Here is a 21890-nt window from a genome sequence, read left to right on the forward strand (position 1 = left end):
GATCCGACGCTACCGCCCGCCTCTGACAACGGGCGAAGCCTGTGGACAACTTCATCACGATCCGGTCCCGGGGACTTGCGAAGTTTCGTGGAATCGATTCCAATCTCCCGTGGAATCGATTCCACGAGGAGGTGGGGCGGTGATGGCGAGCATCAAGGACGTCGCCGCGGAGGCGGGCGTCTCCGCTGCCACGGTGTCCCGGGTACTCAACGGCCACCCGTCCGTCAGCTCCGGAGCGCGCACCCGCGTCCTCGCCGCCGTCGACGCTCTCGGCTACCGCCCCAACGCGGTGGCCCGTTCCCTGCGCACCGACCAGACCCACACCCTCGGCCTGGTCATCAGCGACGTGCTCAACCCGTACTTCACCGAACTGGCCCGCTCCGTCGAGGAAGAGGCCCGCGCCCACGGCTACAGCGTCATCATCGGGAACGCGGACGAGCAGCCGGAGTTGCAGGACCACCACGTCCGCAACCTCCTCGACCGCCGTATCGACGGCCTCCTGGTGTCCCCCACCGACGGCGGCTCCCCCCTGATGCTGGACGCCGCGCACACGGGCACCCCGATGGTGTTCGTGGACCGGTGGATCCCGGGCGTGGACGTGCCGGTGGTCAGGGCGGACGGGCGCGAGGCGGTGCGCGATCTGGTCACCCATCTGCACGGCCTCGGGCATCGCAGGCTCGCCATCATCGCGGGCCCGGCGGCCACCATGACCGGCAGCGAGCGCGTCGAGGCGTTCCAGGAGGCACTGCGCGAGTACGGGCTTCCGCTGCCCGACGCGTACGTAGGGCAGGGCGACTTCCAGGCGGCCAGCGGACGCCGGGCCACCGAGGCGTTCCTGAACCTCCCCGAGCCACCCGAGGTGGTGTTCGCCACCGACAACTTGATGGCCCTGGGTGCCCTGGACGCCATCCGCGCGCGCGGGTTGTCGGTTCCGCACGACATCGCGCTCGCCGCGTTCGACGACATCCCGTGGTTCGTGCACACCGATCCGCCGATCACGGCGATCGCCCAGCCGACGGGCGAGCTGGGCCGGGCCGCCGTACGCGCCCTCGTCGACCGCATCGAGGGGCGGCCCCCGCAGTCCGTGACCCTCACCGCCCGTCTCGTCGTCCGCCGCTCGTGCGGCGAGCCCCCGCCCATGCAGCCTTCGTCCATGCAAAGGAGCATCACGTGAGCGATCAGGACGAGTTGCCGCGCAGCGAAGGCGAATTGCCGCCCGGCAAAGGCGAATCGCCGCATCCCGAAGACGAGTTGCTGCGTATCGAAGCGATACGCAAGACCTTCCCCGGTGTGGTCGCGCTCGACAGCGTCGACTTCGATCTGCGCCGCGGCGAGGTGCACGTGCTGCTCGGCGAGAACGGCGCGGGCAAGAGCACCCTCATCAAGATGTTGTCGGGCGCCTACCGGCCCGACGCCGGGCGCGTGGTGGTCGGCGGCAAGGAGGTCCGCGTCCATGGTGCTCAGGACGCCGAACGGCTCGGGATCGCGACCATCCACCAGGAGTTCAACCTCGTCCCCGATCTGACGGTCGCCGAGAACATCTTCCTGGGTCGCCAGCCTCGCCGCTTCGGGTTGATCGACCGTAAGCGGATGGAGGCGGACGCCGCCGAACTGCTGGAGCGGGTCGGCGTGCACGTGTCGCCACGCGCGCGGGTGCGTGAACTGGGTATCGCCCGCCTCCAGATGGTCGAGATCGCGAAGGCCCTCAGCCTGAACGCACGCGTCCTGATCATGGATGAGCCGACCGCGGTGCTCACCTCCGAAGAGGTCGACAAACTCTTCACCATCGTGCGCCGGCTGCGCGAGGACGGCGTCGGCATCGTCTTCATCACGCACCACTTGGAGGAAATCGCCGCCCTGGGAGACCGTGTCACGGTCCTGCGGGACGGCAGGAGCGTCGGGCAGGTACCCGCGACCACGCCTGAGGACGAACTCGTACGCCTCATGGTGGGCCGCTCGATCGAGCAGCAGTATCCGCGTGAACGGGCCGACGCCGGCACCGCGTTGCTCACCGTCGAGGGGCTCACCAAGGACGGTGTCTTCCACGACGTGAGCTTCGAGGTACGGGCCGGTGAGGTCGTCGGCATCGCGGGCCTGGTCGGTGCGGGACGTACCGAGGTCGTACGGGCGGTCTTCGGCGCCGATCCGTACGACCGGGGCCTCGTGGAGGTCGCGGGTGCGCGGCTGCCCGGGCACGACGTCGGCGCGGCGATGACCGCGGGCATCGGGCTCGTCCCCGAGGACCGCAAGGGGCAGGGGCTGCTCCTCGATGCCTCCGTGGAGGAGAACCTCGGGCTCGTGACGATGCGCGCGGCGACCCGTGGCGGGTTCGTCGACCTCAAGGGGCAGCGGGAGGCCGCCGCGCGGATCGCCGGGCAGCTCGGCGTGCGGATGGCCGGACTCGGCCAGCATGTGCGCACCCTTTCGGGCGGCAACCAGCAGAAGGTCGTCATCGGCAAGTGGCTGCTCGCCGACACCAAGGTGCTGATCCTCGACGAGCCGACGCGCGGTATCGACGTCGGCGCCAAGGTCGAGATCTACCAGCTCGTCAACGAGCTCACGGCCGCGGGCGCCGCCGTCCTGATGATCTCCAGCGACCTGCCCGAGGTGCTCGGCATGAGCGACCGGGTGCTGGTCATGGCCCAGGGCCGGATCGCGGGCGAGCTCTCCGCCCAGGACGCCACGCAGGACGCCGTCATGGCCCTCGCCGTCAGCACGACCCCGGAAAACACCGCGGGCACGAGCGGTACGGACAGCACGAACAGCACGAACAGCACGGACTCGGAAAAGAAGGAGGCCACCGGTGGCCACTGACACGCTCAAGAGCCGGGTAGGCGCGAGTGGCGCCCCGGGGCTGGGACGCCTCCTGCTCGACAACGGGGCACTCACCGCCCTGATCGTTCTCGTCATCGCGATGTCCGCTCTCTCCGGCGACTTCCTGACGACGGACAACCTGCTGAACGTCGGCGTCCAGGCGGCCGTGACGGCCATCCTCGCCTTCGGCGTGACCTTCGTGATCGTGTCGGCGGGCATCGACCTCTCGGTCGGTTCGGTCGCCGCGCTCTCCGCCACCGTCCTTGCCTGGAGCGCCACTTCGGAAGGCGTCCCGGTCTGGATAGCCGTGATTCTCGCCGTCGCGACCGGCATCGCCTGCGGTCTGGTCAACGGCATCCTGATCTCGTACGGGAAGCTGCCGCCGTTCATCGCGACACTGGCCATGCTGTCGGTGGGCCGCGGTCTGTCGCTCGTCATCTCGCAGGGCAGCCCCATCGCCTTCCCGGACTCGGTCTCGCACCTCGGTGACACCCTCGGCGGCTGGCTGCCCGTCCCGGTCCTGGTGATGATCGTGATGGGCCTGATCACGGCCGTGGTCCTGGGCCGTACGTACCTCGGCCGTTCCATGTACGCGATCGGCGGCAACGAGGAGGCGGCCCGCCTCTCCGGTCTCCGTGTGAAGAAGCAGAAGCTCGCGATCTACGCGCTGTCGGGCCTGTTCGCGGCGGCCGCGGGCATCGTGCTCGCCTCCCGCCTCTCCTCCGCACAGCCGCAGGCCGCCCAGGGTTACGAGCTGGACGCGATCGCCGCGGTCGTCATCGGCGGCGCCTCGCTCGCGGGCGGTACGGGCAAGGCGTCCGGCACCCTGATCGGGGCGCTGATCCTGGCGGTGCTGCGCAACGGGCTCAACCTCCTTTCGGTGTCCGCCTTCTGGCAACAGGTCGTCATCGGTGTCGTCATCGCGCTCGCGGTGCTGCTGGACACGGTGCGACGCAAGGCGGGCGCGACGCCGGGCGCCGCAGGGACCGGCGCCTCGGGCCGCAAGGGTCCGCAGGCCGTGAAGTACGCCCTCGCGGTCGTCGTCGTGGCGGCAGTCGTGGGCGCGACCTCCCTTCTCAACGGAGGCTCGTCCTCGTCTTCGTCCAGCCAGAAGATCGGTCTGTCCCTGTCGACACTGAACAACCCCTTCTTCGTGCAGATCAGGCAGGGCGCGGAGGAGGCCGCGAAGAAGGCGGGCGCGGACCTCACCGTCACGGACGCCCAGAACGACGCGTCCCAGCAGGCCAACCAGTTGCAGAACTTCACCAGCGAGGGCGTCGGCTCGGTCATCGTCAACCCGGTGGACTCGGACGCGGCGGGCCCGTCGGTGCGCGCCGCCAACAAGGCCGGTATCCCCGTCGTCGGCGTCGACCGGGGCGTGAACAAGGCGGAGACGGCCGCGCTCGTCGCCTCCGACAACGTCGCGGGCGGCAAGCTGGGCGCCAAGGCGCTGGCCGAGAAGCTGGGCGGCAAGGGCACGATCGTGATTCTTCAGGGCCAGGCCGGCACCTCCGCCAGCCGCGAGCGCGGGGCGGGCTTCGCCGAGGGCCTGAAGGCCTACCCGGGCATCAAGGTCGTCGCCGAGCAGCCCGCGGACTTCGACCGCACCAAGGGCCTCGACGTCATGACGAACCTGCTCCAGGCCCACCCCGACGTCAACGGCGTCTTCGCCGAGAACGACGAAATGGCCCTCGGCGCGATCAAGGCGCTCGGTTCGAAGGCGGGCAAGTCCGTCCAGGTCGTCGGCTTCGACGGCACACCGGACGGTCTCACGGCCGTCAGGAACGGGACGCTGTACGCCTCCGTCGCCCAGCAGCCGAAGGAACTCGGCCGCATCGCGGTGGAGAACGCGCTGAAGGCCGCGGACGGTGAGAAGGTCTCCGCGACGGTCAAGGTCCCGGTGAAGGTGGTGACGTCCGGGAACGTCGCCGACTTCGCGTCCTGAGCCGGTCCACACGGGGATTCACGGGGATTCACGGGGATTCACGGGGAACTGCACAAGGAGAGAGTGATGTACGACTACGACCTGCTGGTCGTCGGGTCGGCCAACGCCGACCTGGTGATCGGTGTCGAGCGCCGCCCCGGCGCCGGGGAGACCGTCCTCGGCTCCGACCTGGCCGTCCACCCGGGCGGCAAGGGCGCGAACCAGGCGGTCGCGGCCGCCCGCCTCGGGGCCCGTACGGCGCTGCTGGCCCGCGTCGGCGACGACGCGCACGGCCGTCTGCTGCTCGACTCGCAGCGGGACGCCGGCGTCGACACGGCGGGCGTTCTCGTGGGCGGGGCGCCCACCGGGGTCGCGCTGATCACGGTGGACCCGTCCGGCGACAACAGCATCGTGGTGTCGCCGGGCGCGAACGCGCGCCTGACGCCCACGGACGTGCGAGCCGCCGCTGCCCTCCTCACGGCCTCCCAGGTGGTGTCCGCCCAGCTGGAGATCCCGCTGGAGACGGTCGTGGAGGTGGTGCGGAGCCTGCGGCCCGGCACTCGCTTCGTACTCAACCCGTCGCCGCCGCGGGAACTACCGGAGGAGGTGCTCGCGGCCTGCGATCCGCTGATCGTGAACGAGCACGAGGCGCGGGTGGTGCTGGGTGCTGATGCGGGCCCGACGCCCTCTCAGTGGGCCGAGGCGCTCCTCGCCCTCGGCCCGCGTTCGGTGGTCGTCACCCTCGGCGGGGACGGCGCGCTGGTCGCGGACGCCACCGGGCAGACCCACGTCCCGTCCGTGAAGGTCGACGCCGTGGACACCACGGGTGCGGGCGACTCCTTCACAGCGGCGCTGGGCTGGCGGCTGGGGCTCGGGGAGTCCCTGGCGGAAGCCGCGAGGTATGCGGCACGCGTGGGCGCCGTGGCGGTCACCCGGGAGGGCGCCCAGGCCTCGTTCCCCACCGCCTCGGAGGTCGCCGCCCTGTGCAGTGCCATCCCGGGGGACAACCCCCGGACCCCCGGCCGAAAAGACGGGTCGGGCACCGCGCCCGGAACGTCCCCGCGAGGCGAGTCGCAGTGAAGAAGGCCGGAATCCTGAACCGTCACCTCGCGGGTGCGATAGCCGAACTGGGCCATGGTGACGGCGTACTGATCTGCGACGCCGGCATGCCCATCCCGGCCGGGCCGCGGGTTGTGGACCTGGCTTTCCGAGCCGGGGTGCCGTCCTTCGCGGAGGTTCTGGAGGGCCTGCTGGAGGAGCTGGTCGTGGAAAGGGCCACGGCGGCAAAGGAAATACGGGACGCGAATCCGGTGGCGTCCGCCCTGCTGGCCGACCGCTTCCCGGTCGCCCTGACGCACGTCTCCCACGACGACCTGAAGGCCCACTCGGCGAACGCTCGCCTGATCGTGAGGACCGGCGAGGCCCGCCCGTACGCCAACGTGCTGCTGCACTGCGGAGTCTTCTTCTAGGAAGCACGCCGAGAAAGCCCCGAAAAGGCTTCGAGGGGGCCGGTCCGTCGACCGAGCCCCCTCGTTCTACCCCTCCCCAACATCAGAACCCCCGCGGATCCCCCCAGATCCCCCCTCCAGAAGCCCTGATGCCAAGTACGACCCGCGGGGTGGGCGGAGGGTTGCACGGTCTCCGGAGATTTTTTCGGGAGACGCGGGAACACCCGTCACGTTGCCGATGGCCGTGGCTGTTCCGGCGGGACCGACCCCTCGGCGACCGCCATCCACTGGTCGAGGTCGGCCTGCGTGAACTCCGGCCATGCCGGAATCTCGGGAAGCCGGCGGAGAAGGTCGAACGCCTCCGCAGTCTGCGGCCCGCGAAGCACCGGCGAGTGACAGCCGGCGATGACCTCGGCGTCCAGCCGCTGGAAGTCGTCCACCACCGCCCGGAACTTCTGGCCGTCGAGCAACGCGACCCAGGGCGAGACCAGGCGCCCACCGAAGAACTGGCCGTCGCGAAATTCATCGGCGGACAGGTCGCCGATTTCGGGGACGGGAGTGGGCACGTTCGTCGCGAAGGTGTCCACCGCCCACAGGACATCGGTCTTCGGGTCGAAGAGGGCGCGTGTTGTGGGGTTGTCGTACAACGGCGGCCGCTTGGCCACCAGCGTTCGGTCACCCACATCCACCGTATCGCCGTCGATCATGAAGCGGCACCGGTTGATGGGCGTCTCCCATTCCTCGGCCATGCGCCCGATCGAGAACCACGTCGTCAGCAGCGTCGCGTTCGGGCATTCAGCGAGGACCGACAAGAGGTTGCCGGCGTGGTCACGGTCGTCGTGGGTGAGGAAGATCCACCGCACGTCCAACGGATCCACCACGGACCACGCGGCCTCCAGCCACTGCGCCCGCACCGCTGGTGCCCCGGTGTCCACAAGCACCGGTTCGGCTCCCCGGATCACCATCGAATTCATCGGGAAGTGGCCGACCGGCGGGGCTTCCAGGGCCCACGGGATGACGAACGTCTCCTCGGCAATCCGGTACGGCCGCAGAAGATTGAAGGTTTCCATGGTCGTCATCGCTGCTCTCCCTAGAACGGAGTCCGGCCACAGCACCCGTGATTCCAGTCCAGCCCCACGGCAGGCCGTCGTCAAACGCAGACAAGCGCCCACCGCAAGGAGCAGCCGTCGGCAGTGGACGTCCCGTGGGGCGCCCCTTCCCTCGCAGGGCGCCCCACGCGCGTCAGCTCCACGCACACCCCTTACGAGGCGTGCTCCACGAAACATGCCGCCGTCTCTGCCAGCACCTCGCGGCCGTCCCGTGCCCACAGGCCGGTGTTGAAGAGCTCGACCTCGATGGGGCCGGTGTAGCCCGCCTCCTCGACGTAGCCCTTCCACTCGCGCATGTCGATCGCGCCGTCGCCGATCTGACCGCGGCCGGTGAGGACGCCCTCCGGGAGCGGGGTCGTCCAGTCGGCCAGCTGGAAGGTGTGGATGCGGCCGGTGGCGCCCGCTCGGGCGATCTGGGCGGGGGCCTGGTCGTCCCACCAGATGTGGTACGTGTCGACCGTCACGCCGACCTGGTTCGCCGGGAAGCGTTCCGCCAGGTCGAGGGCCTGGGTGAGGGTCGACACCACGCAGCGGTCCGAGGCGTACATCGGGTGCAACGGCTCGATGGCCAGCCGTACGCCACGCTCCTGGGCGTACGGGCCCAGTGCGGCCAGCGCGTCGGCGATGCGCTCCCTCGCCCCGTGCAGGTCCTTCGAGCCGGGCGGGAGGCCGCCCGAGACCAGGACCAGGGTGTCCGTGCCGAGGGTGGCCGCCTCGTCGATGGCCGCCCTGTTGTCGTCCAGCGCCTTCGCCCGCTCGTCCGGGTCGATCGCCGTGAAGAAGCCGCCCCGGCAGAGGGTCGTGACCGTCAGGCCCGCGTCACGGATGAGCTTGGCCGTAGCCTCCACGCCGTACGACTGAACCGGCTCTCGCCACAGGCCCACGCCGGGTACGCCCAACTCCAGGCAGGCGTCGACCAGTTCGGGCAGAGACAGCTGCTTGACCGTCATCTGGTTGATGGAAAAACGCGACAGGCTCACTGTTCCACCCCGTACAGCGACAGCAGGTTCTTCATCCGCGCCGCAGCCTGCGCCGGGTCCGGGAACAGGCCCAGCCCGTCGGCCAGTTCGTACGCGCGGGCGAAGTGCGGGAGCGAGCGGGCGGACTGGAGGCCGCCGACCATCGTGAAGTGCGACTGGTGGCCGGCGAGCCAGGCCAGGAAGACCACGCCCGTCTTGTAGAAGCGGGTCGGGGTCTGGAAGAGGTGGCGCGACAACTCGACCGTGGGGTCGAGGAGTTCACGGAAACCCTTCACGTCACCCGTGTCGAGGACCCGTACCGCTTCCGCCGCGAGCGGGCCCAGTGGGTCGAAGATGCCGAGCAGCGCGTGGCTGAAGCCCTGGTCGTCGCCCGCGATCAGCTCGGGGTAGTTGAAGTCGTCGCCCGTGTAGCAGCGGACTCCCTTCGGCAGACGGCGGCGCAGGTCGATCTCCCGCTGGGCGTCCAGGAGGGAGACCTTGATGCCGTCGACCTTGTCGGGGTGCGCGGCGATGACCTCCAGGAAGGTGTCGGTCGCCGCGTCCAGGTCGGACGAGCCCCAGTAGCCCTCCAGCGCCGGGTCGAACATCGGGCCCAGCCAGTGCAGGATCACCGGCTCGGCAGCCTGGCGCAGCAGATGGCCGTACACGGCGAGATAGTCCTCGGGGCCGCGGGCCACCGCCGCCAGCGCCCGTGACGCCATGAGGATCGCCTGCGCGCCCGTCCCCTCCACGAGCGCGAGCTGCTCCTCGTACGCGGCCCGGACCTCCGCCAGGGGGCCCGATGCGAGCTGGTCCGTGCCCACCCCGCACGCGATCAGACCGCCGACGGCCTTCGCCTCGGCGGCCGAGCGGCGGATCAGCTCGGCCGCCCCGGCCCAGTCGAGCCCCATCCCCCGCTGAGCCGTGTCCATCGCCTCCGCGACCCCGAGTCCGTGCGACCACAGGTGCCGGCGGAAAGCGAGTGTGGCGTCCCAGTCGACGGCCGCGGGCGAATCGGGGGACACGTCGGCGTACGGGTCGGCCACGACGTGCGCGGCGGAGAAGACCGTACGGGAGCTGAACGGGGCGCCCGTGGTGAGGGCGAGCGGTTCCGTGCGCGGAGTATAGGACCTCAACACCCCGTCCACACCGGGCAGTTGGATCGTCACAGCGAGATCTCCGGTACGTCGAAGCGGCGGCCCTCGGCCGAGGACTTCAGCCCCAGCTCGGCGAGCTGGACACCGCGGGCGCCCGCGAGCAGGTCCCAGTGGTACGGCGCGTCGGCGTACACATGCTTGAGGAACAGCTCCCACTGCGCCTTGAATCCGTTGTCGAACTCGGCGTTGTCGGGCACCTCCTGCCACTGGTCGCGGAAGACCTCGGTGGCGGGGATGTCCGGGTTCCACACCGGCTTGGGCGTTGAACTGCGGTGCTGGACACGGCAGTTGCGCAAGCCCGCGACGGCAGAGCCCTCGGTCCCGTCGACCTGGAACTCCACGAGTTCGTCGCGGTTGACGCGTACGGTCCAGGAGGAGTTGATCTGCGCGATGGCGCCGTTCTCCAGCTCGAAGATGCCGTACGCGGCGTCGTCGGCCGTGGCGGCGTACGGCTTGCCCTGCTCGTCCCAGCGCTGCGGGATGTGGGTCGCGGTCAGCGCCTGTACGGACTTGACGCGGCCGAACAGCTCGTGGAGTACGTACTCCCAGTGCGGGAACATGTCGACGACGATGCCGCCGCCGTCCTCGGCGCGGTAGTTCCAGGACGGGCGCTGGGCGGGCTGCCAGTCGCCCTCGAAGACCCAGTAGCCGAACTCACCGCGGATGGACAGGATCCGCCCGAAGAAGCCGCCCTCGATGAGGCGCTTCAGCTTGAGCAGGCCGGGCAGGAACAGCTTGTCCTGGACGACGCCGTGCTTGATGCCCTTGTCCGCGGCCAGCCGGGCCAGCTCCAGGGCACCCTCGAGGCCGGTTGCGGTCGGCTTCTCGGTGTAGATGTGCTTTCCGGCCTCGATCGCCTTCTTGAGGGCGTCCTCGCGGGCGGAGGTGACCTGTGCGTCGAAGTAGATGTCGATGGCCGGGTCGTCGAGTACGGCGTCGAGGCTGGTGGACCAGTGTTCGAGGCCGTGCTGGTCCGCGAGCGCCTTCAGCGCGTGCTCGCGGCGGCCGACGAGCACCGGCTCGGGCCACAGCACGGTGCCGTCGCCGAGATCGAGGCCGCCCTGTTCGCGCAGGGCGAGGATGGAGCGGACAAGATGCTGGCGGTAGCCCATGCGTCCCGTCACGCCGTTCATCGCGATGCGCACCGTCTTGCGTGTCACGTCATTCCCTTCGTACGCGTCCTGCGCCGCGTACGCCCCACAGTGAACAGGTGAGCGTTGCAGCAAGCGCTTTCTATATGTGAAGAAGCTAGCCTCTGTGCAGCGGATCGGACAACCCCGCGCGGTGATGAGATATGCGACGAAGATGCCCGAGTAGATGCCTGACCGGAGGACGATAGATGACCGTGACCCTGGCGGACGTGGCGGCTCGCGCGCAGGTCTCGCCCGCCACCGTGTCCCGCGTGCTGAACGGCAACTACCCCGTGGCGGCGACGACCCGCGAGCGGGTGCTGCGGGCCGTGGACGAGCTGGACTACGTACTGAACGGCCCGGCCAGCGCGTTGGCCGCCGCCACCTCCGACCTGGTCGGGATCCTGGTCAACGACATCGCCGACCCCTTCTTCGGGATCATGGCGGCGGCGATCCAGTCCGAGATCGGCGGGCCGGGCGGGCGCGCGGGCGGGGAGCGGCTGGGCGTCGTCTGCAACACGGGCGGCTCCCCGGAGCGTGAGCTCACCTACCTCACGCTCCTTCAGCGCCAGCGCGCTGCCGCGGTCGTACTGACCGGGGGTGCCGTCGAGAACACCGAGCATGCGGCGGCCGTCGCGACGAAGCTGCGGAAGCTGGCGGACGCGGGGACGCGGGTTGTCTTGTGCGGGCGTCCGCCTGCGCCTTCCGACACCGAGGCGGTGGCGCTCACGTTCGACAACCGCGGGGGCGGGCGGGAGCTCACCGAGCACCTGATCGAGCTCGGGCATCGGCGTATGGGGTATATCGCGGGGCCTCAGGAGCGGACGACTACGCGGCACCGTCTCGAAGGTCACCGGGCCGCGCTGGCCGCGCACGGCATTCCCGACGAGCCCGCGTGGACTGTCCACGGCCGCTACGACCGGCGGGCGGGTTACGAGGCGACCCTCGAACTCTTGCGCCGTGAGCCGTCGTTGACGGCCGTTGTCGCCGCGAACGACACGGTGGCGCTGGGCGCGTGTGCCGCTCTGCGCGACTCCGGGCTTCGTATCCCCGATGACGTCTCCGTTGTGGGCTTCGACGACCTTCCCTTCAGCGTCGATGCGGTGCCCGCGCTGACGACGGTGCGGTTGCCGCTCTCGGAGGCGGGGGCCCTGGCCGGGCGGATCGCCATGGAGCGGGAGGAGCCGCCGGAGGGGGGGATTGTGACGGTGCGGGGGGAGTTGATGGTGCGAGGGTCTACGGGGGTCCCCAAGGAGTGACGGCTCGCTCCGCTGGGAGTGCGGTTTGAAGCTGCGGGCCGTCGGCGGTTGAGCAGGGCGCCTACCGGGAGGGTGGGTGCGGTTCATGGGGCGAGTGCAGGCCCGTCGTGGCTGGTCGCGCAGTTCCCCGCGCCCCTAGAAGCAAAAGCCTGTGCCCCGACGAAACCGGCACTCTCCCACGGCGGGAGGGGACGTGGGCCGGTGCGTCGTATGCCCCTCGCGTAGGTTCTGTCTCGGCCCACCTGCCGCCCTGTATCAGCAAAGGGCCGTATGCCCTGTTGGCGACGGGCTGACGCACCGGCCCGCGGCCCCGACCCACCACGCACCTAAGGGGCGCGGGGAACTGCGCGACCAGCCACACCCAACCCGCACTCAACAACGAACCCACCCGCCCAACCGCCGGAGGCACCCCGTGGGCGATCCATGGACGGGGAGCCGGAGGCGGCCTACTCTCGGAATGGCGATATCTCTGACTGAGTCAACCATCTTGAGGTGGGGCCATGACCATCCAGGACATCCGCTCGTTCAACCGGTTCTATACGAACGTCATCGGCGCGCTGGACTACAGCCGTCAGCTGTACGCCCCGTACACGCTGACCGAGGCCCGTGTGCTGTACGAGCTCGCGCACTCTCCCCGTACGGACGCCGCCGATCTGCGTGTCGAACTGTCGTTGGACGCCGGGTACTTGAGCCGGATTCTGGCGAAGTTCGAGCAGGACGGGCTGATCGAGCGTGTGCCGTCCGAGAAGGACACCCGGCGGAGGCACGTCACGCTCACCCCGCACGGGCGTGAGGCGGCCGATCTGCTCGACGAGCGGTCGCAGGAGGCGGTCGGGTCGCTGTTGGCGACCGTTCCGGCGGGCGAGCGGCCCCGGCTCGTAGAGGCGATGCGCACGATTCGGGACGTGCTGTCCGACGGCCGTGCGCCGCGCGGCGAGGACGTCGTCCTGCGGGAGCCCGGCCCCGGCGACCTCGGCTGGATCGTGCAGCGCAACGCCGCGCTGTACGCCGCCGAGCACGGGTTCAACACGGACTATGAGGGCCTGGTCGCCCGGATCGTCGCGGACTTCGCGGAGGATCACGACCCGCATCTGGAGCGGGTGTGGATCGCGGAGCTGGACGGCCGCGCGGTGGGCTGCGTGATGTGCGTACGGGACGAGGCGCCGGGCGCCGCACGTCTGCGGCTCCTCCTCGTCGAACCGGACGCCCGCGGCCTCGGCATCGGCGACCGGCTCGTGCGTGCCTGCATCGAGTTCGCGCGGGGTGTCGGCTACCGCGAGATGGTCCTGTGGACGAACGACGTACTGACCTCTGCCCGCAAGATCTACCAGCGCCACGGCTTCGTCCTCCTCGCCGAGAAACCGCACCGCTCCTTCGGCGTGGACCTGGTCGGCCAGGACTGGCGCCTGGACCTGCACGGCGCACAGGACTGAGTCTGCCCAGCATGCGGGGGCGGCAGGTAGGGTCCGCAGCATGAAGTTGGCCTTCTCCACTCTCGGCGTTCCCGGACTCCCCATCTCCGACGTGGTGCGGCTCGCGGCCGCGCACGGCTACCACGGTGTCGAGCTGCGCGCGCACCCCGAGGAGCCGGTCCACCCCGGTATCGAACTGAGCCGACGGGCCGACGTCGCCGCCGAGTTCAAGGCGGCCGGCGTCGAGATCCTGGGCCTTGCGGGGTACGCGCGCGTGGCCGCACCGGGCGACGACGAACCCGTACTCCAGCAGATCCGCGAACTCCTGGAGCTGGCCCGCGACTTGGGCGCCCCCTTCATCCGTGTCTTCCCCGGCGGCGGAACCGACCAGAGTCCGGAGGAAGCGGACGCGACGGCCGCGCGGCGGCTGGGCACGGCAGCGGAGTACGCCGCCGATCTGGGCGTACGCATCCTCCTGGAGACCCACGACTCGCACCGCACGGGCGCGGATGCGATCCGTGTCCTCGGCCTCGTCGGCCATCCCCGCGTCGGCGCCCTCTGGGACGTCATGCACACCTGGCTCGGCGGCGAACAGCCCGGCTCGACGTATGTGGCCCTCTCCCCCTACCTCGGCTACGTCCAGGTCAAGGACATCGCCTCGGCCGACGACACCACCCCGCTGCCGCTCGGCTCGGGCGTCCTCCCCCTCACCGAGTGCGTGGAACTCCTCTCCCGCGAGGGCTGGGACGGCTGGCTGTGCTGGGAGTACGAGAAGCGCTGGTACGAGTCGGCTGCGCCGCTGGAGGGCTTGCTGGGGGCGGGCCGGGAGCACCTTTCGCGGTTGCTGAACGAGTCGGCGTGAGCCTGGGCAACCAGGGCTCCGACCGCACCCCGCTCCTCTGATCGTCTCCGTATACGCCATTGGCATGCACCTGTAACACCTCTGGCGGAGGCTCGTAGGGCACTCCGGCCTCACCCGCAACTCACCTCCCACTGGGCCGGGTTGACCCAACGATGCGGCCCCGGCCCGGCACGGCCGTGGGCTGCGGGCGAGGAGAAATTGATGGTTGCAGAGGCATCTCGCCGTGGCTTTCTGAGATCGGTCGGGGTCGCGGGCGGCGCCGGAATGCTGTACTCGGCGATGGGGGCCCTGGGGCTCGCGCCGGTCCCCGAAGCGAGGGCCGAGGAGTACCGGGCGCCCCGGAGCGGCGACTTCGCGCTCACCGGACGGAGCCGCAAGAAGGTCCTGGTACTCGGCGGCGGCATAGCCGGCCTGGCGACGGCGTACGAACTGGGCAAGGCGGGCTACGACTGCCGGATCCTGGAGGCGAAGGACCGCCCGGGCGGACGCAACTGGACGGTCCGCGGCGGCACCACGCTGACCGACCTGGACGGGCGTACGCAAAAGGGTGCGTTCTCCAGAGGCCAGTACATGAACGCGGGTCCGGCCCGGCTGCCGCAGACCCACGTCACACTCGAGTACTGCCGCGAACTCGGCGTTCCCCTCGAGGTGTTCACCAACCAGAACGCCAACGCGTACATCTACCACGAGAAGAGCGCCGCCCTCGCGGGCAAGCCGGTCCGCTGGCGCACGGCGAAGGCCGATGTCTACGGCTATGTCTCCGAGTTGCTCGCCAAGGCCACCGACCAGGGCGCCCTGGACAGGGAACTCACCGCCGCCGACAAGGAAGGGCTCATCGCCTTCCTGCAGAACTTCGGCGCCATCAAGGGCAAGGCGGACGGCTTCGCGTACACCGGCAGCGACCGTCGCGGCTACTCGGTCGAACCGGGAGCCGGCTTCGAGGCGGGCACGGTGCTCGGCCCGGTGCCGTCCCTGTCTGACGTGGTCGCGAGCGGCGTCGGGCAGCGCTTCTCCTTCGAGTTCGGCTACGACCAGGCCATGCTGATGTTCCAGCCGGTGGGCGGGATGGACGCGATCCCGTACGCCCTCGCCAAGGCCATCGGCCAGGACCGGATCACCTACGGCGCCAAGGCGATGGAGGTCAAGAACCTTCCGGACGGCGCCGAGGTCACGTACGAGGACGCCGAGGGCCGTATCCGCACCCGGCGCGCCGACTTCGTCGTGGCGGCGGTCCCGCCCATGGTCATGGCCCGGATCAAGCACAACCTGGGAGCGGACGTCACCGCGGCGCTGAAGTACCCCGTCGCGACCCCCGTCGGCAAGATCGGGCTCGAGTACCGCAGCCGCTGGTGGGAGACGGACGAGCACATCTACGGCGGCATCACACCGACCGACACGGACCTGGCCACCATCTGGTACCCGTCGTACGGCTATCAGGGCCGCCGCGGCACGCTCATCGGCTACTACAACTTCGGTGACAACGCTGTCGCGTACAGCGGTCTGCCGCACGCCGAGCGGCTGAAGCGGGCGGTGAGCCGGGGCGTGAAGATCCATGGCGACAAGTACCGCACCGAACTCGACAACTCCTTCAGCGTCGCCTGGCACCGCACGCCTCACATCGAAGCGGGCTGGGTCGGCTGGCCCTCACAGACCGGCCCCGAGTACAGGCTGCTCAACCAGCCCGCGGGACACGTCTACTTCGCCGGTGACTGGCTCAGCCATGTCATCGCCTGGCAGCACGGAGCGTTCACCTCGGCACGCAAGGTCGTGACCGGGATCCACGAGAGGGTGATGGCCGGATGAAGCGGCGTACGAAGGTTTTCGTCGGTACGGCCCTGACCGGGGCGCTGCTGACCGGCTCGGCGACGCTGGCGGGCGCCAAGGGCTGGTGGTCGCCGGGCCCGCAGGAGGTACGGGTCATGCTGCCCGAGGGGCAGTCCAACCCGGCCATCGCGAACGGCGTGGCGACGGGCGGGGAAGTCGCCGTCTACCAGAGCAGCGGTCTCGGCCCGTCCGCGCTGAACCCGGCCGCGCCGGAGGGCACGCCCGAGCGCTACACCGACCCCGCCCTCACCGAAGGGGCGCAGGGCGTCACGATCACCGAGGCACAGGCACTCGTCGTCCTGAGGAACATCAAGACCAACCTCGAGACCGCGGGCGTGAAACCGGCCGACGTCATCACGATGAAGGCATACCTGATGAAGCCGCCGGGCGCCCCGATCGCCGACTACGCGGGCTGGAACCGCGCATACCGCCAGTACTTCGCCAACATCGACCTGAAGTCGCTCCAGGTCGTGCCGGTACCCATGGGCACCTCTGCCCCCAAGCCGCCGCTGCTCGCCAACAAGGCCCGCCCGGCGCGGGCGACGATGGAGGTCGCCTCGCTGGCGGTGCCGGGGTGGCTCGTGGAGGTCGAGGTGACGGCGACGTACGACAAGAAGCGTTGATCGGCGAGTTCACAGGTTCGCTGCGGCGCCACGGCCCAAAACAGCGCCGCAGCGACCCCATCGGACACGGTGGTGCACCCCCGTACCAATTTCCGGGAATCGGCCCGATCCGGGGAACCCATCCGCGCCACCGCCCGTCCAATGCGCAGGCTGCCGGATGAGTCTCCGCTGCGCGGTGTCGGCCCTCGCTGCTGGCTGCGATCGCTGACCCACCCTCTCCAACCGCCTGCGGCCGGCAGCATGCCGTCATCGGCGCGCCCCCCTCCAACAGCGCCGATGACGGCCCCTCTTGGGGCCACTTTCGTTCGAGCACTCCGCTGGAAGCACAGTTGAACCCGCGGATTCGTTGTGGCCGGTCGCGCAGTTCTCCGCGCCCCCTGAAGGAAGGCCTGCGGGTCTCCTTCAGGGGGCGCGGTGCCGCGCCGGACATCTCTAGTGGCGCGCGCTCTTGACTGGCAGAAAGTTCCCGGATATCCGTGACTTCTCGGAAGTTTCCTTCATACTCGCCCCTCCACGGGCCCCCTCGGGCCCTCTCCGGAAGGAGCGCACGTGTACGAACGCACGAGGAAGTCCGGCACCTCCAGACGTACGCTGCTCGCCGCCACGGCGGGCACGGCGGCGGCCGTCGCGATCGGCCAGACCCCCGCCCGGGCGGACGGCCACGACAGGCGGCTGCGCGCTCTCATCTCCCGTATGATTCTTGAAGAGAAGGTCGGCCAGCTCTTCGTGATGCGGGTGTACGGGCACTCGGCGACCGCGCCCGAGCAGGCCGACATCGACGCGAACCTCAAAGAGATCGGTGTACGGACCGCCGCCGAGCTGATCGCCAAGTATCACGTGGGCGGGATCATCTACTTCGCCTGGGCGCACAACACCCGTGACCCGCACCAGATCGCGGACCTCAGCAACGGCATCCAGAAGGCCTCGCTGGAACTGCCCCGCGGGCTGCCCGTGCTCATCTCCACCGACCAGGAGCACGGCATCGTCGCCCGCGTGGGCAAGCCCGCGACGCTTCTGCCGGGCGCGATGGCGCTCGGCGCGGGCCGCTCGCGGTCCGATGCCCGCAGGGCCGGGCAGATCGGCGGCGCCGAGCTGCGCGCGATGGGCATCCGGCAGGACTACGCGCCGGTCGCCGACGTGAACGTGAACCCGGCCAACCCGGTCATCGGCGTACGCTCCTTCGGCGCCGATCCGCAGGCCGTGGCCGCCCTGGTCGCCGCCCAGGTGAAGGGCTACCAGAGCTCCGAGGTGGCCGCCACGGCCAAGCACTTCCCGGGGCACGGCGACACCGAGACCGACAGCCACTACGGCTTCCCGGTCATCGAGCACACCGAAGCGCAGTGGGCCGAGCTGGACGCGCCGCCCTTCAGGGCCGCGATCGCCGCCGGTATCGACTCGATCATGACCGCGCACATCATGGTTCCCGCGCTCGATCCCTCCGGCGACCCGGCCACGCTCTCCCGCCCGATCCTCACCGGCATCCTGCGCGAACGGCTCGGCTACGACGGAGTGGTGGTGACGGACTCGCTCGGCATGGAGGGCGTCCGCACGAAGTACGGCGACGACCGTGTGCCGGTGCTCGCGCTCAAGGCCGGTGTCGACCAGCTGCTCAACCCGCCGAAGCTGGACGTCGCCTGGAACGCGGTCCTGGCGGCCGTACGCGGCGGCGAGCTGACCGAGGCCCGCCTCGACGAGTCGATCCTGCGCATCCTCCGGCTGAAGTCGAAGCTGGGGCTGCTGAAGGACCCGTACGTGTCCCATCGCGGCGTCGACCGCGTCGTCGGCATCCCGGCGCACCGGAGGGCGGCCGACCGGATCGCCGACGGTACGACGACGCTGCTGGTCAACTCGGGCGGTCTGTTGCCACTTTCGCGCCGTACGCATCAGAAGGTGCTCGTCGTCGGCGCCGATCCCGCCTCCCCGTCAGGGACCACCGGGCCGCCGACGACCGTACTCGCGGGTGCGCTCAAGGAGCTGGGCTTCGCCGCCACCGCGCTGTCCACCGGTACGGCTCCCTCCGCGGCGACCATCGCGCAGGCCGTGGCGGCGGCGCGGGACGCGGACGCGGTGGTCGTCGGCACGTACAACGTCACGGCGGCCGGCTCGCAGAAGACACTCGTCGGCGAACTGCTCGCGACCGGCCGCCCGGTGGTCGCGGTGGCCGTTCGCAACCCGTACGACGTGGCGCAACTGCCCGACGTTCAGGCCTGCTTGGCGACGTACTCCTGGACCGACGTCGAACTGCGCGCCGCTGCCCGGGTGATCGCGGGCCGTATCGAACCGGCGGGCAGGCTGCCGGTGCCGGTGCAGCGGGCGGACGATCCGGCGCAGGTGCTGTATCCGATCGGGCACGGGCTGAGTTACTAGCTCCTAGTCGGACAACGGGCTGAGTTACCAGGCCCTTGTCGGACATCGGACGACGTACGGCTGTACAGTCCGCCGTACGCCACGTACGCCGCACACCCGGCGCACCGCCCCCAAAAGACGCAAAGCACCCCGCACGTCTGGCGTGGGCCCGTTGTGGCGGGTCACGCTGGGCGGGGGTATCGGGGGGAGCATCATGTACAAGGCACGGTGTGGGTGGGTGGTGTGCGCGCTGCTGATGCTGGTGGCGGCGCTCACCGGATGCGAGCGGCTTTCGGGATCCGCGGATTCCGGGGAGGGCCGGCTCGGCGAGAGCGGGCAGGTGACGCCGACGCGGACCGTTGGGTTCGGGGCGGAGTTTCTGGGGGTGGACGAGTGCAGTTCGTTCGGGCGCACGTCGTTCACCGAGGTGCCGTGCAGCAGTGAGCGGGCGGCGGCTCGGGTCGTCGCGCGCCACGACGGCAAGGTGAGCGAGGGCCCCGCGTGCCCCGCCACCACGGACTTCGTGCTGCACATCAGCGAACAGAAGCCGTCCGCGGACGAGGACGGCGACGGCGCGGTCCCGCAGGGGTACGCCTGTATGCGCAATCTGGAGAAGCCGCATCCCGGCGACCCTGGCGGCGGCGGAGGCCCGCGCACGATCGTCGGCGACTGCGTCTACAGCGCGGGCGAGGGCGAGGTCCGCGAGACGGCGTGCGACGGCAAGGGCGAGAAGTCGCCGGAGTACAAGGTGACTTCGGCGGTCGAGAAGCGTACCGAGTGTCCTGCGCCGACGGCCCTGTACGTCCGGCTCGGCGGGCCGAAGCCGGTGGGCTGCGCCCGCCCGCTGTGATCAACGGACGGGCGCAGCAAGGAAGTCGGAGCAGACCGGGCAGTTACGGCTTTACGGCCGCAGCTGGCGCTCCGCGCTGTGCTTGTCCAGCTTCCTGTCGTACTTGGCCAGCGGCTTGGCCTTCGACGGGTCCTCCTGGACCGTGGCGGAGGCGACGCCCGCCCACTTCAGGATGCGGGCCGTGGCGAGGGCCTTCTCGTCGGCGACGAGGCCGGCGACATTGGCGCCGTGGTTCGCCCCGGGGGCCGTGAAGATGTACGAGTCACGGGCGCCCTTGCCCAGGTGGAACGGCTCGGCGCCCCACGGGTCGTTTTCGCCGTACACGAACAGCATCTGCTCGGCGTTGTGCTTGACCCAGGTGTCGACGTCGCGCATCGCCCACGGCTGGAACTTCATGGAGATGTCGCGCGGCACGAAGTTCCGCGGCGGCTGGTAGCCGTAGCGGATCAGCCCCGACTCGATGTGCGGGAACTCGATGGTGGGCGCCCCGAGTTGCGTACCCGCCTGGTAGTAGTACGGCGTGTACTGCTCCAGGCCCTGGTCGGCGTAGGCGGAGAAGCCGACGATCGTGTCGATCGTGCCCCAGATCTCGTCGTCGGTGGCGTTCGCGGCGTCCGCCGGGATCGTGTCGCAGTCGCCGAGCAGGCTGTACTGCCAGAAGCCCCACACGTAGTCGAGTACGACGGCCTCGTACGCCTTGTCGAGGCTGCCGACGGTGTTGAAGGTGAGGCCCTCGGCCGCCGCGTACTCCTGGTAGCGCTTCTCCAGCGGCTCACGGCGTACGAGCGCCTCGCGCTGCACGGCGTTCAGCTTGTCGCGGCACTCCTTGGTGCCGACGCCCGCGAAGAACCGGTCGTACGCCGAATCCTCCTTGTTCACCACGTCGTTGGGGGCGACGTACGCGACGACGCCGTCCATGTCACGCGGATAGAAGCGCTCGTAGTACGTGGCGGTCATGCCGCCCTTCGAGCCGCCCGTGGAGAGCCACTTCTTGTCGTAGACCTTCTTCAGCGCCTTGAAGATACGGTGCTGGTCGCTGGCCGCCTGCCAGATGTCGAGCTTGGACCAGTCGGCCGGGTCGGGGCGGGACGGAGTGAAGAAGCGGTACTCCATCGAGATCTGGTTGCCGTCCACGATCTGGGTCGGCTCGCTGCGGCGCGGCGTCGTCGAGACGTTGTAGCCGCTGGTGAAGAACACCGACGGGCGGGCCGTGTCCTTGTGCAGCACCGTGATGCGCTGCTGGAACGTGCCCTTGGACGGGCGCCGGTGGTCGACCGGCTGGGTGTAGTTGAGGACGAAGTAGCGGTAGCCGGCGTAGGGCTTCTCCTCGATCAGGCTCATGCCCGGTATCGCGAGAAGGCGGTCCTTGATGTCGGCGGTGTCGTCCGTTATGGCACTGGTGCGGGTGCCGGCGGCCTCCGGCTGCGCGGCGGTGGCCGCGCCGGCCGTGCTCACCGTGCCTATGAGCACCACGAGCGACAGCAGCCATCTGAGCGTCTTGCGCATGCACACTCCCCTGGAAAACACAGATGTCCGCCGGAACCTAGCGGAGCAACTCCGTTGACACCAGGGGATGTTGGACGCATTCCGGACAGAAATGCTCTGCTGGGAGTGGGATTCGAAGCTGCGGCTCCGCCATGGCTGGTCGTGCCCCGCGGCGGAGCCGCATATGTCACAGCCCCGTGCCCCTGAACAGAGGCCTGCGGCCTCTGTTCAGGATCGCGGTATCGCGCCGGACTTCAGCAGAGGATCCAGCCCGAGCTCACCGAGCCCGAGCCGACGGTGCCCTTCACCAAGACGCAACGGTGGCCGACGTGCACGGTCACCGGGCCGGCATGGTGCGTGAAACGCCCCTTGTCGACGGCCGGCCGGGCACGGGCCGCCCGGACGCTCACGGACATGTACGTGCGGGCACCCTGCCTCTTGCGGATGGTCACCGCGCAGACGTACCCGCGCTTCTTGTAGATCTGGACGGATCCGGTGGAGAAGGGCAGCGTACGGACCTGGCGGCCGGCGCAGAGCGCCGCCGCCTCCGCGGTGCCCGTGCCCGGGCCCGCGAGGGACAGCAGTCCGGAAGCGGTCAGTACAGCCACACCGAGCGCCATATGACGGCGTATCGCGCTCTTGTCCACTGTTGTTCCTCCCGCAGCAATCGGCGTACTCCGTCTACGGA

The 21890-nt window shown here is 69.9% G+C and carries 18 protein-coding genes; 12 read left to right on the forward strand and 6 right to left on the reverse strand.

Going from position 1 to position 21890, the window contains the following annotated elements:
• Window positions 1-142: 142 nt before the first annotated feature.
• From ACGFNK_RS03725 to rbsD, 5 genes are all read left to right on the forward strand, one after another.
• Window positions 143-1174: a LacI family DNA-binding transcriptional regulator gene (locus tag ACGFNK_RS03725; protein ID WP_393411550.1), complete on the forward strand. Its 1032-nt coding sequence runs from the start codon at window positions 143-145 to the stop codon at window positions 1172-1174.
• 35 nt (window positions 1175-1209) lie between these two features.
• Window positions 1210-2814: a sugar ABC transporter ATP-binding protein gene (locus ACGFNK_RS03730; RefSeq protein WP_393412154.1), complete on the forward strand. Its 1605-nt coding sequence runs from the start codon at window positions 1210-1212 to the stop codon at window positions 2812-2814.
• A complete protein-coding gene (locus ACGFNK_RS03735; RefSeq protein ID WP_393411552.1) occupies window positions 2804-4759 on the forward strand; it encodes a substrate-binding domain-containing protein in 1956 nt (651 codons plus the stop codon). The genes ACGFNK_RS03730 and ACGFNK_RS03735 overlap by 11 nt, the downstream gene beginning before the upstream one ends.
• Before the next feature lie 66 nt (window positions 4760-4825).
• On the forward strand, window positions 4826-5818 hold the full coding sequence (locus ACGFNK_RS03740; RefSeq protein WP_393411554.1) for a ribokinase: 993 nt from the start codon (window positions 4826-4828) through the stop codon (window positions 5816-5818).
• Entirely contained in the window at window positions 5815-6207 is a 393-nt protein-coding gene (gene rbsD / locus ACGFNK_RS03745; RefSeq protein ID WP_393411556.1) for a D-ribose pyranase, read from the forward strand. Before ACGFNK_RS03740 ends, rbsD begins: the two co-directional genes overlap by 4 nt.
• A gap of 206 nt (window positions 6208-6413) precedes the next feature.
• On the opposite strand, the gene ACGFNK_RS03750 is transcribed toward rbsD, so the two are convergent.
• The 4 genes from ACGFNK_RS03750 to ACGFNK_RS03765 all read right to left on the reverse strand — a co-directional run bounded on the left by ACGFNK_RS03750 (window position 6414) and on the right by ACGFNK_RS03765 (window position 10571).
• The gene (locus ACGFNK_RS03750) at window positions 6414-7265 is read right to left on the reverse strand and encodes an MBL fold metallo-hydrolase (protein WP_393411558.1); all 852 of its coding nucleotides are present in this window, start codon (window positions 7263-7265) and stop codon (window positions 6414-6416) included.
• Window positions 7266-7447: 182 nt separating this feature from the next.
• Window positions 7448-8245, reverse strand: coding sequence for a sugar phosphate isomerase/epimerase family protein (locus ACGFNK_RS03755; protein WP_393411561.1), 798 nt, complete (start codon window positions 8243-8245; stop codon window positions 7448-7450).
• 26 nt (window positions 8246-8271) lie between these two features.
• Window positions 8272-9423 (reverse strand): dihydrodipicolinate synthase family protein, encoded by a 1152-nt coding sequence (locus ACGFNK_RS03760; RefSeq protein WP_393411563.1) that lies wholly within the window; start codon window positions 9421-9423, stop codon window positions 8272-8274.
• Complete coding sequence (locus tag ACGFNK_RS03765; RefSeq protein ID WP_393411565.1) at window positions 9420-10571, reverse strand: Gfo/Idh/MocA family protein; 1152 nt, start codon at window positions 10569-10571, stop codon at window positions 9420-9422. The genes ACGFNK_RS03760 and ACGFNK_RS03765 overlap by 4 nt, the downstream gene beginning before the upstream one ends.
• Before the next feature lie 179 nt (window positions 10572-10750).
• On the opposite strand from ACGFNK_RS03765, the gene ACGFNK_RS03770 reads away from it, so the two are divergent.
• From ACGFNK_RS03770 to ACGFNK_RS03800, 7 genes are all read left to right on the forward strand, one after another.
• The gene (locus ACGFNK_RS03770) at window positions 10751-11800 is read left to right on the forward strand and encodes a LacI family DNA-binding transcriptional regulator (RefSeq protein ID WP_393411567.1); all 1050 of its coding nucleotides are present in this window, start codon (window positions 10751-10753) and stop codon (window positions 11798-11800) included.
• 500 nt (window positions 11801-12300) lie between these two features.
• A complete protein-coding gene (locus ACGFNK_RS03775) occupies window positions 12301-13233 on the forward strand; it encodes a GNAT family N-acetyltransferase (protein ID WP_386352613.1) in 933 nt (310 codons plus the stop codon).
• A 40-nt stretch (window positions 13234-13273) separates the two neighbouring features.
• A complete protein-coding gene (locus ACGFNK_RS03780) occupies window positions 13274-14074 on the forward strand; it encodes a sugar phosphate isomerase/epimerase family protein (protein ID WP_393411569.1) in 801 nt (266 codons plus the stop codon).
• Window positions 14075-14275: 201 nt separating this feature from the next.
• A complete protein-coding gene (locus ACGFNK_RS03785; RefSeq protein WP_393411571.1) occupies window positions 14276-15877 on the forward strand; it encodes a flavin monoamine oxidase family protein in 1602 nt (533 codons plus the stop codon).
• Window positions 15874-16521, forward strand: a complete 648-nt coding sequence (locus ACGFNK_RS03790; protein ID WP_393411573.1) for a Rid family hydrolase — start codon at window positions 15874-15876, stop codon at window positions 16519-16521. The genes ACGFNK_RS03785 and ACGFNK_RS03790 overlap by 4 nt, the downstream gene beginning before the upstream one ends.
• Before the next feature lie 549 nt (window positions 16522-17070).
• Window positions 17071-18888: a glycoside hydrolase family 3 protein gene (locus ACGFNK_RS03795; RefSeq protein WP_393411576.1), complete on the forward strand. Its 1818-nt coding sequence runs from the start codon at window positions 17071-17073 to the stop codon at window positions 18886-18888.
• Between the two features lie 193 nt (window positions 18889-19081).
• The gene (locus ACGFNK_RS03800; RefSeq protein WP_393411578.1) at window positions 19082-19717 is read left to right on the forward strand and encodes a hypothetical protein; all 636 of its coding nucleotides are present in this window, start codon (window positions 19082-19084) and stop codon (window positions 19715-19717) included.
• 51 nt (window positions 19718-19768) lie between these two features.
• Here ACGFNK_RS03800 and ACGFNK_RS03805 read toward each other — a convergent pair whose 3' ends face one another.
• Window positions 19769-21223: a S28 family serine protease gene (locus ACGFNK_RS03805; protein WP_393411580.1), complete on the reverse strand. Its 1455-nt coding sequence runs from the start codon at window positions 21221-21223 to the stop codon at window positions 19769-19771.
• Between the two features lie 233 nt (window positions 21224-21456).
• The gene (locus ACGFNK_RS03810; protein WP_393411582.1) at window positions 21457-21849 is read right to left on the reverse strand and encodes a hypothetical protein; all 393 of its coding nucleotides are present in this window, start codon (window positions 21847-21849) and stop codon (window positions 21457-21459) included.
• Window positions 21850-21890 lie beyond the last annotated feature (41 nt).

This window comes from Streptomyces sp. NPDC048825, assembly GCF_043198355.1.
GTDB classification, from domain to species: Bacteria; Actinomycetota; Actinomycetes; order Streptomycetales; family Streptomycetaceae; genus Streptomyces; species Streptomyces xiangluensis.

Bases quoted from the DNA above. Each gene is read 5' to 3' on its own strand.
- ACGFNK_RS03780 (WP_393411569.1), top strand. From the start codon at position 13,274: ATGAAGTTGGCCTTCTCCACTCTCGGCGTTCCCGGACTCCCCATCTCC.
- ACGFNK_RS03750 (WP_393411558.1), bottom strand. From the start codon at position 7,265: ATGACGACCATGGAAACCTTCAATCTTCTGCGGCCGTACCGGATTGCC.
- ACGFNK_RS03800 (WP_393411578.1), top strand. From the start codon at position 19,082: ATGTACAAGGCACGGTGTGGGTGGGTGGTGTGCGCGCTGCTGATGCTG.
- ACGFNK_RS03775 (WP_386352613.1), top strand. From the start codon at position 12,301: ATGACCATCCAGGACATCCGCTCGTTCAACCGGTTCTATACGAACGTC.
- ACGFNK_RS03785 (WP_393411571.1), top strand. From the start codon at position 14,276: ATGGTTGCAGAGGCATCTCGCCGTGGCTTTCTGAGATCGGTCGGGGTC.
- ACGFNK_RS03740 (WP_393411554.1), top strand. From the start codon at position 4,826: ATGTACGACTACGACCTGCTGGTCGTCGGGTCGGCCAACGCCGACCTG.
- ACGFNK_RS03725 (WP_393411550.1), top strand. From the start codon at position 143: ATGGCGAGCATCAAGGACGTCGCCGCGGAGGCGGGCGTCTCCGCTGCC.
- ACGFNK_RS03755 (WP_393411561.1), bottom strand. From the start codon at position 8,245: ATGACGGTCAAGCAGCTGTCTCTGCCCGAACTGGTCGACGCCTGCCTG.
- ACGFNK_RS03770 (WP_393411567.1), top strand. From the start codon at position 10,751: ATGACCGTGACCCTGGCGGACGTGGCGGCTCGCGCGCAGGTCTCGCCC.
- ACGFNK_RS03790 (WP_393411573.1), top strand. From the start codon at position 15,874: ATGAAGCGGCGTACGAAGGTTTTCGTCGGTACGGCCCTGACCGGGGCG.
- ACGFNK_RS03805 (WP_393411580.1), bottom strand. From the start codon at position 21,223: ATGCGCAAGACGCTCAGATGGCTGCTGTCGCTCGTGGTGCTCATAGGC.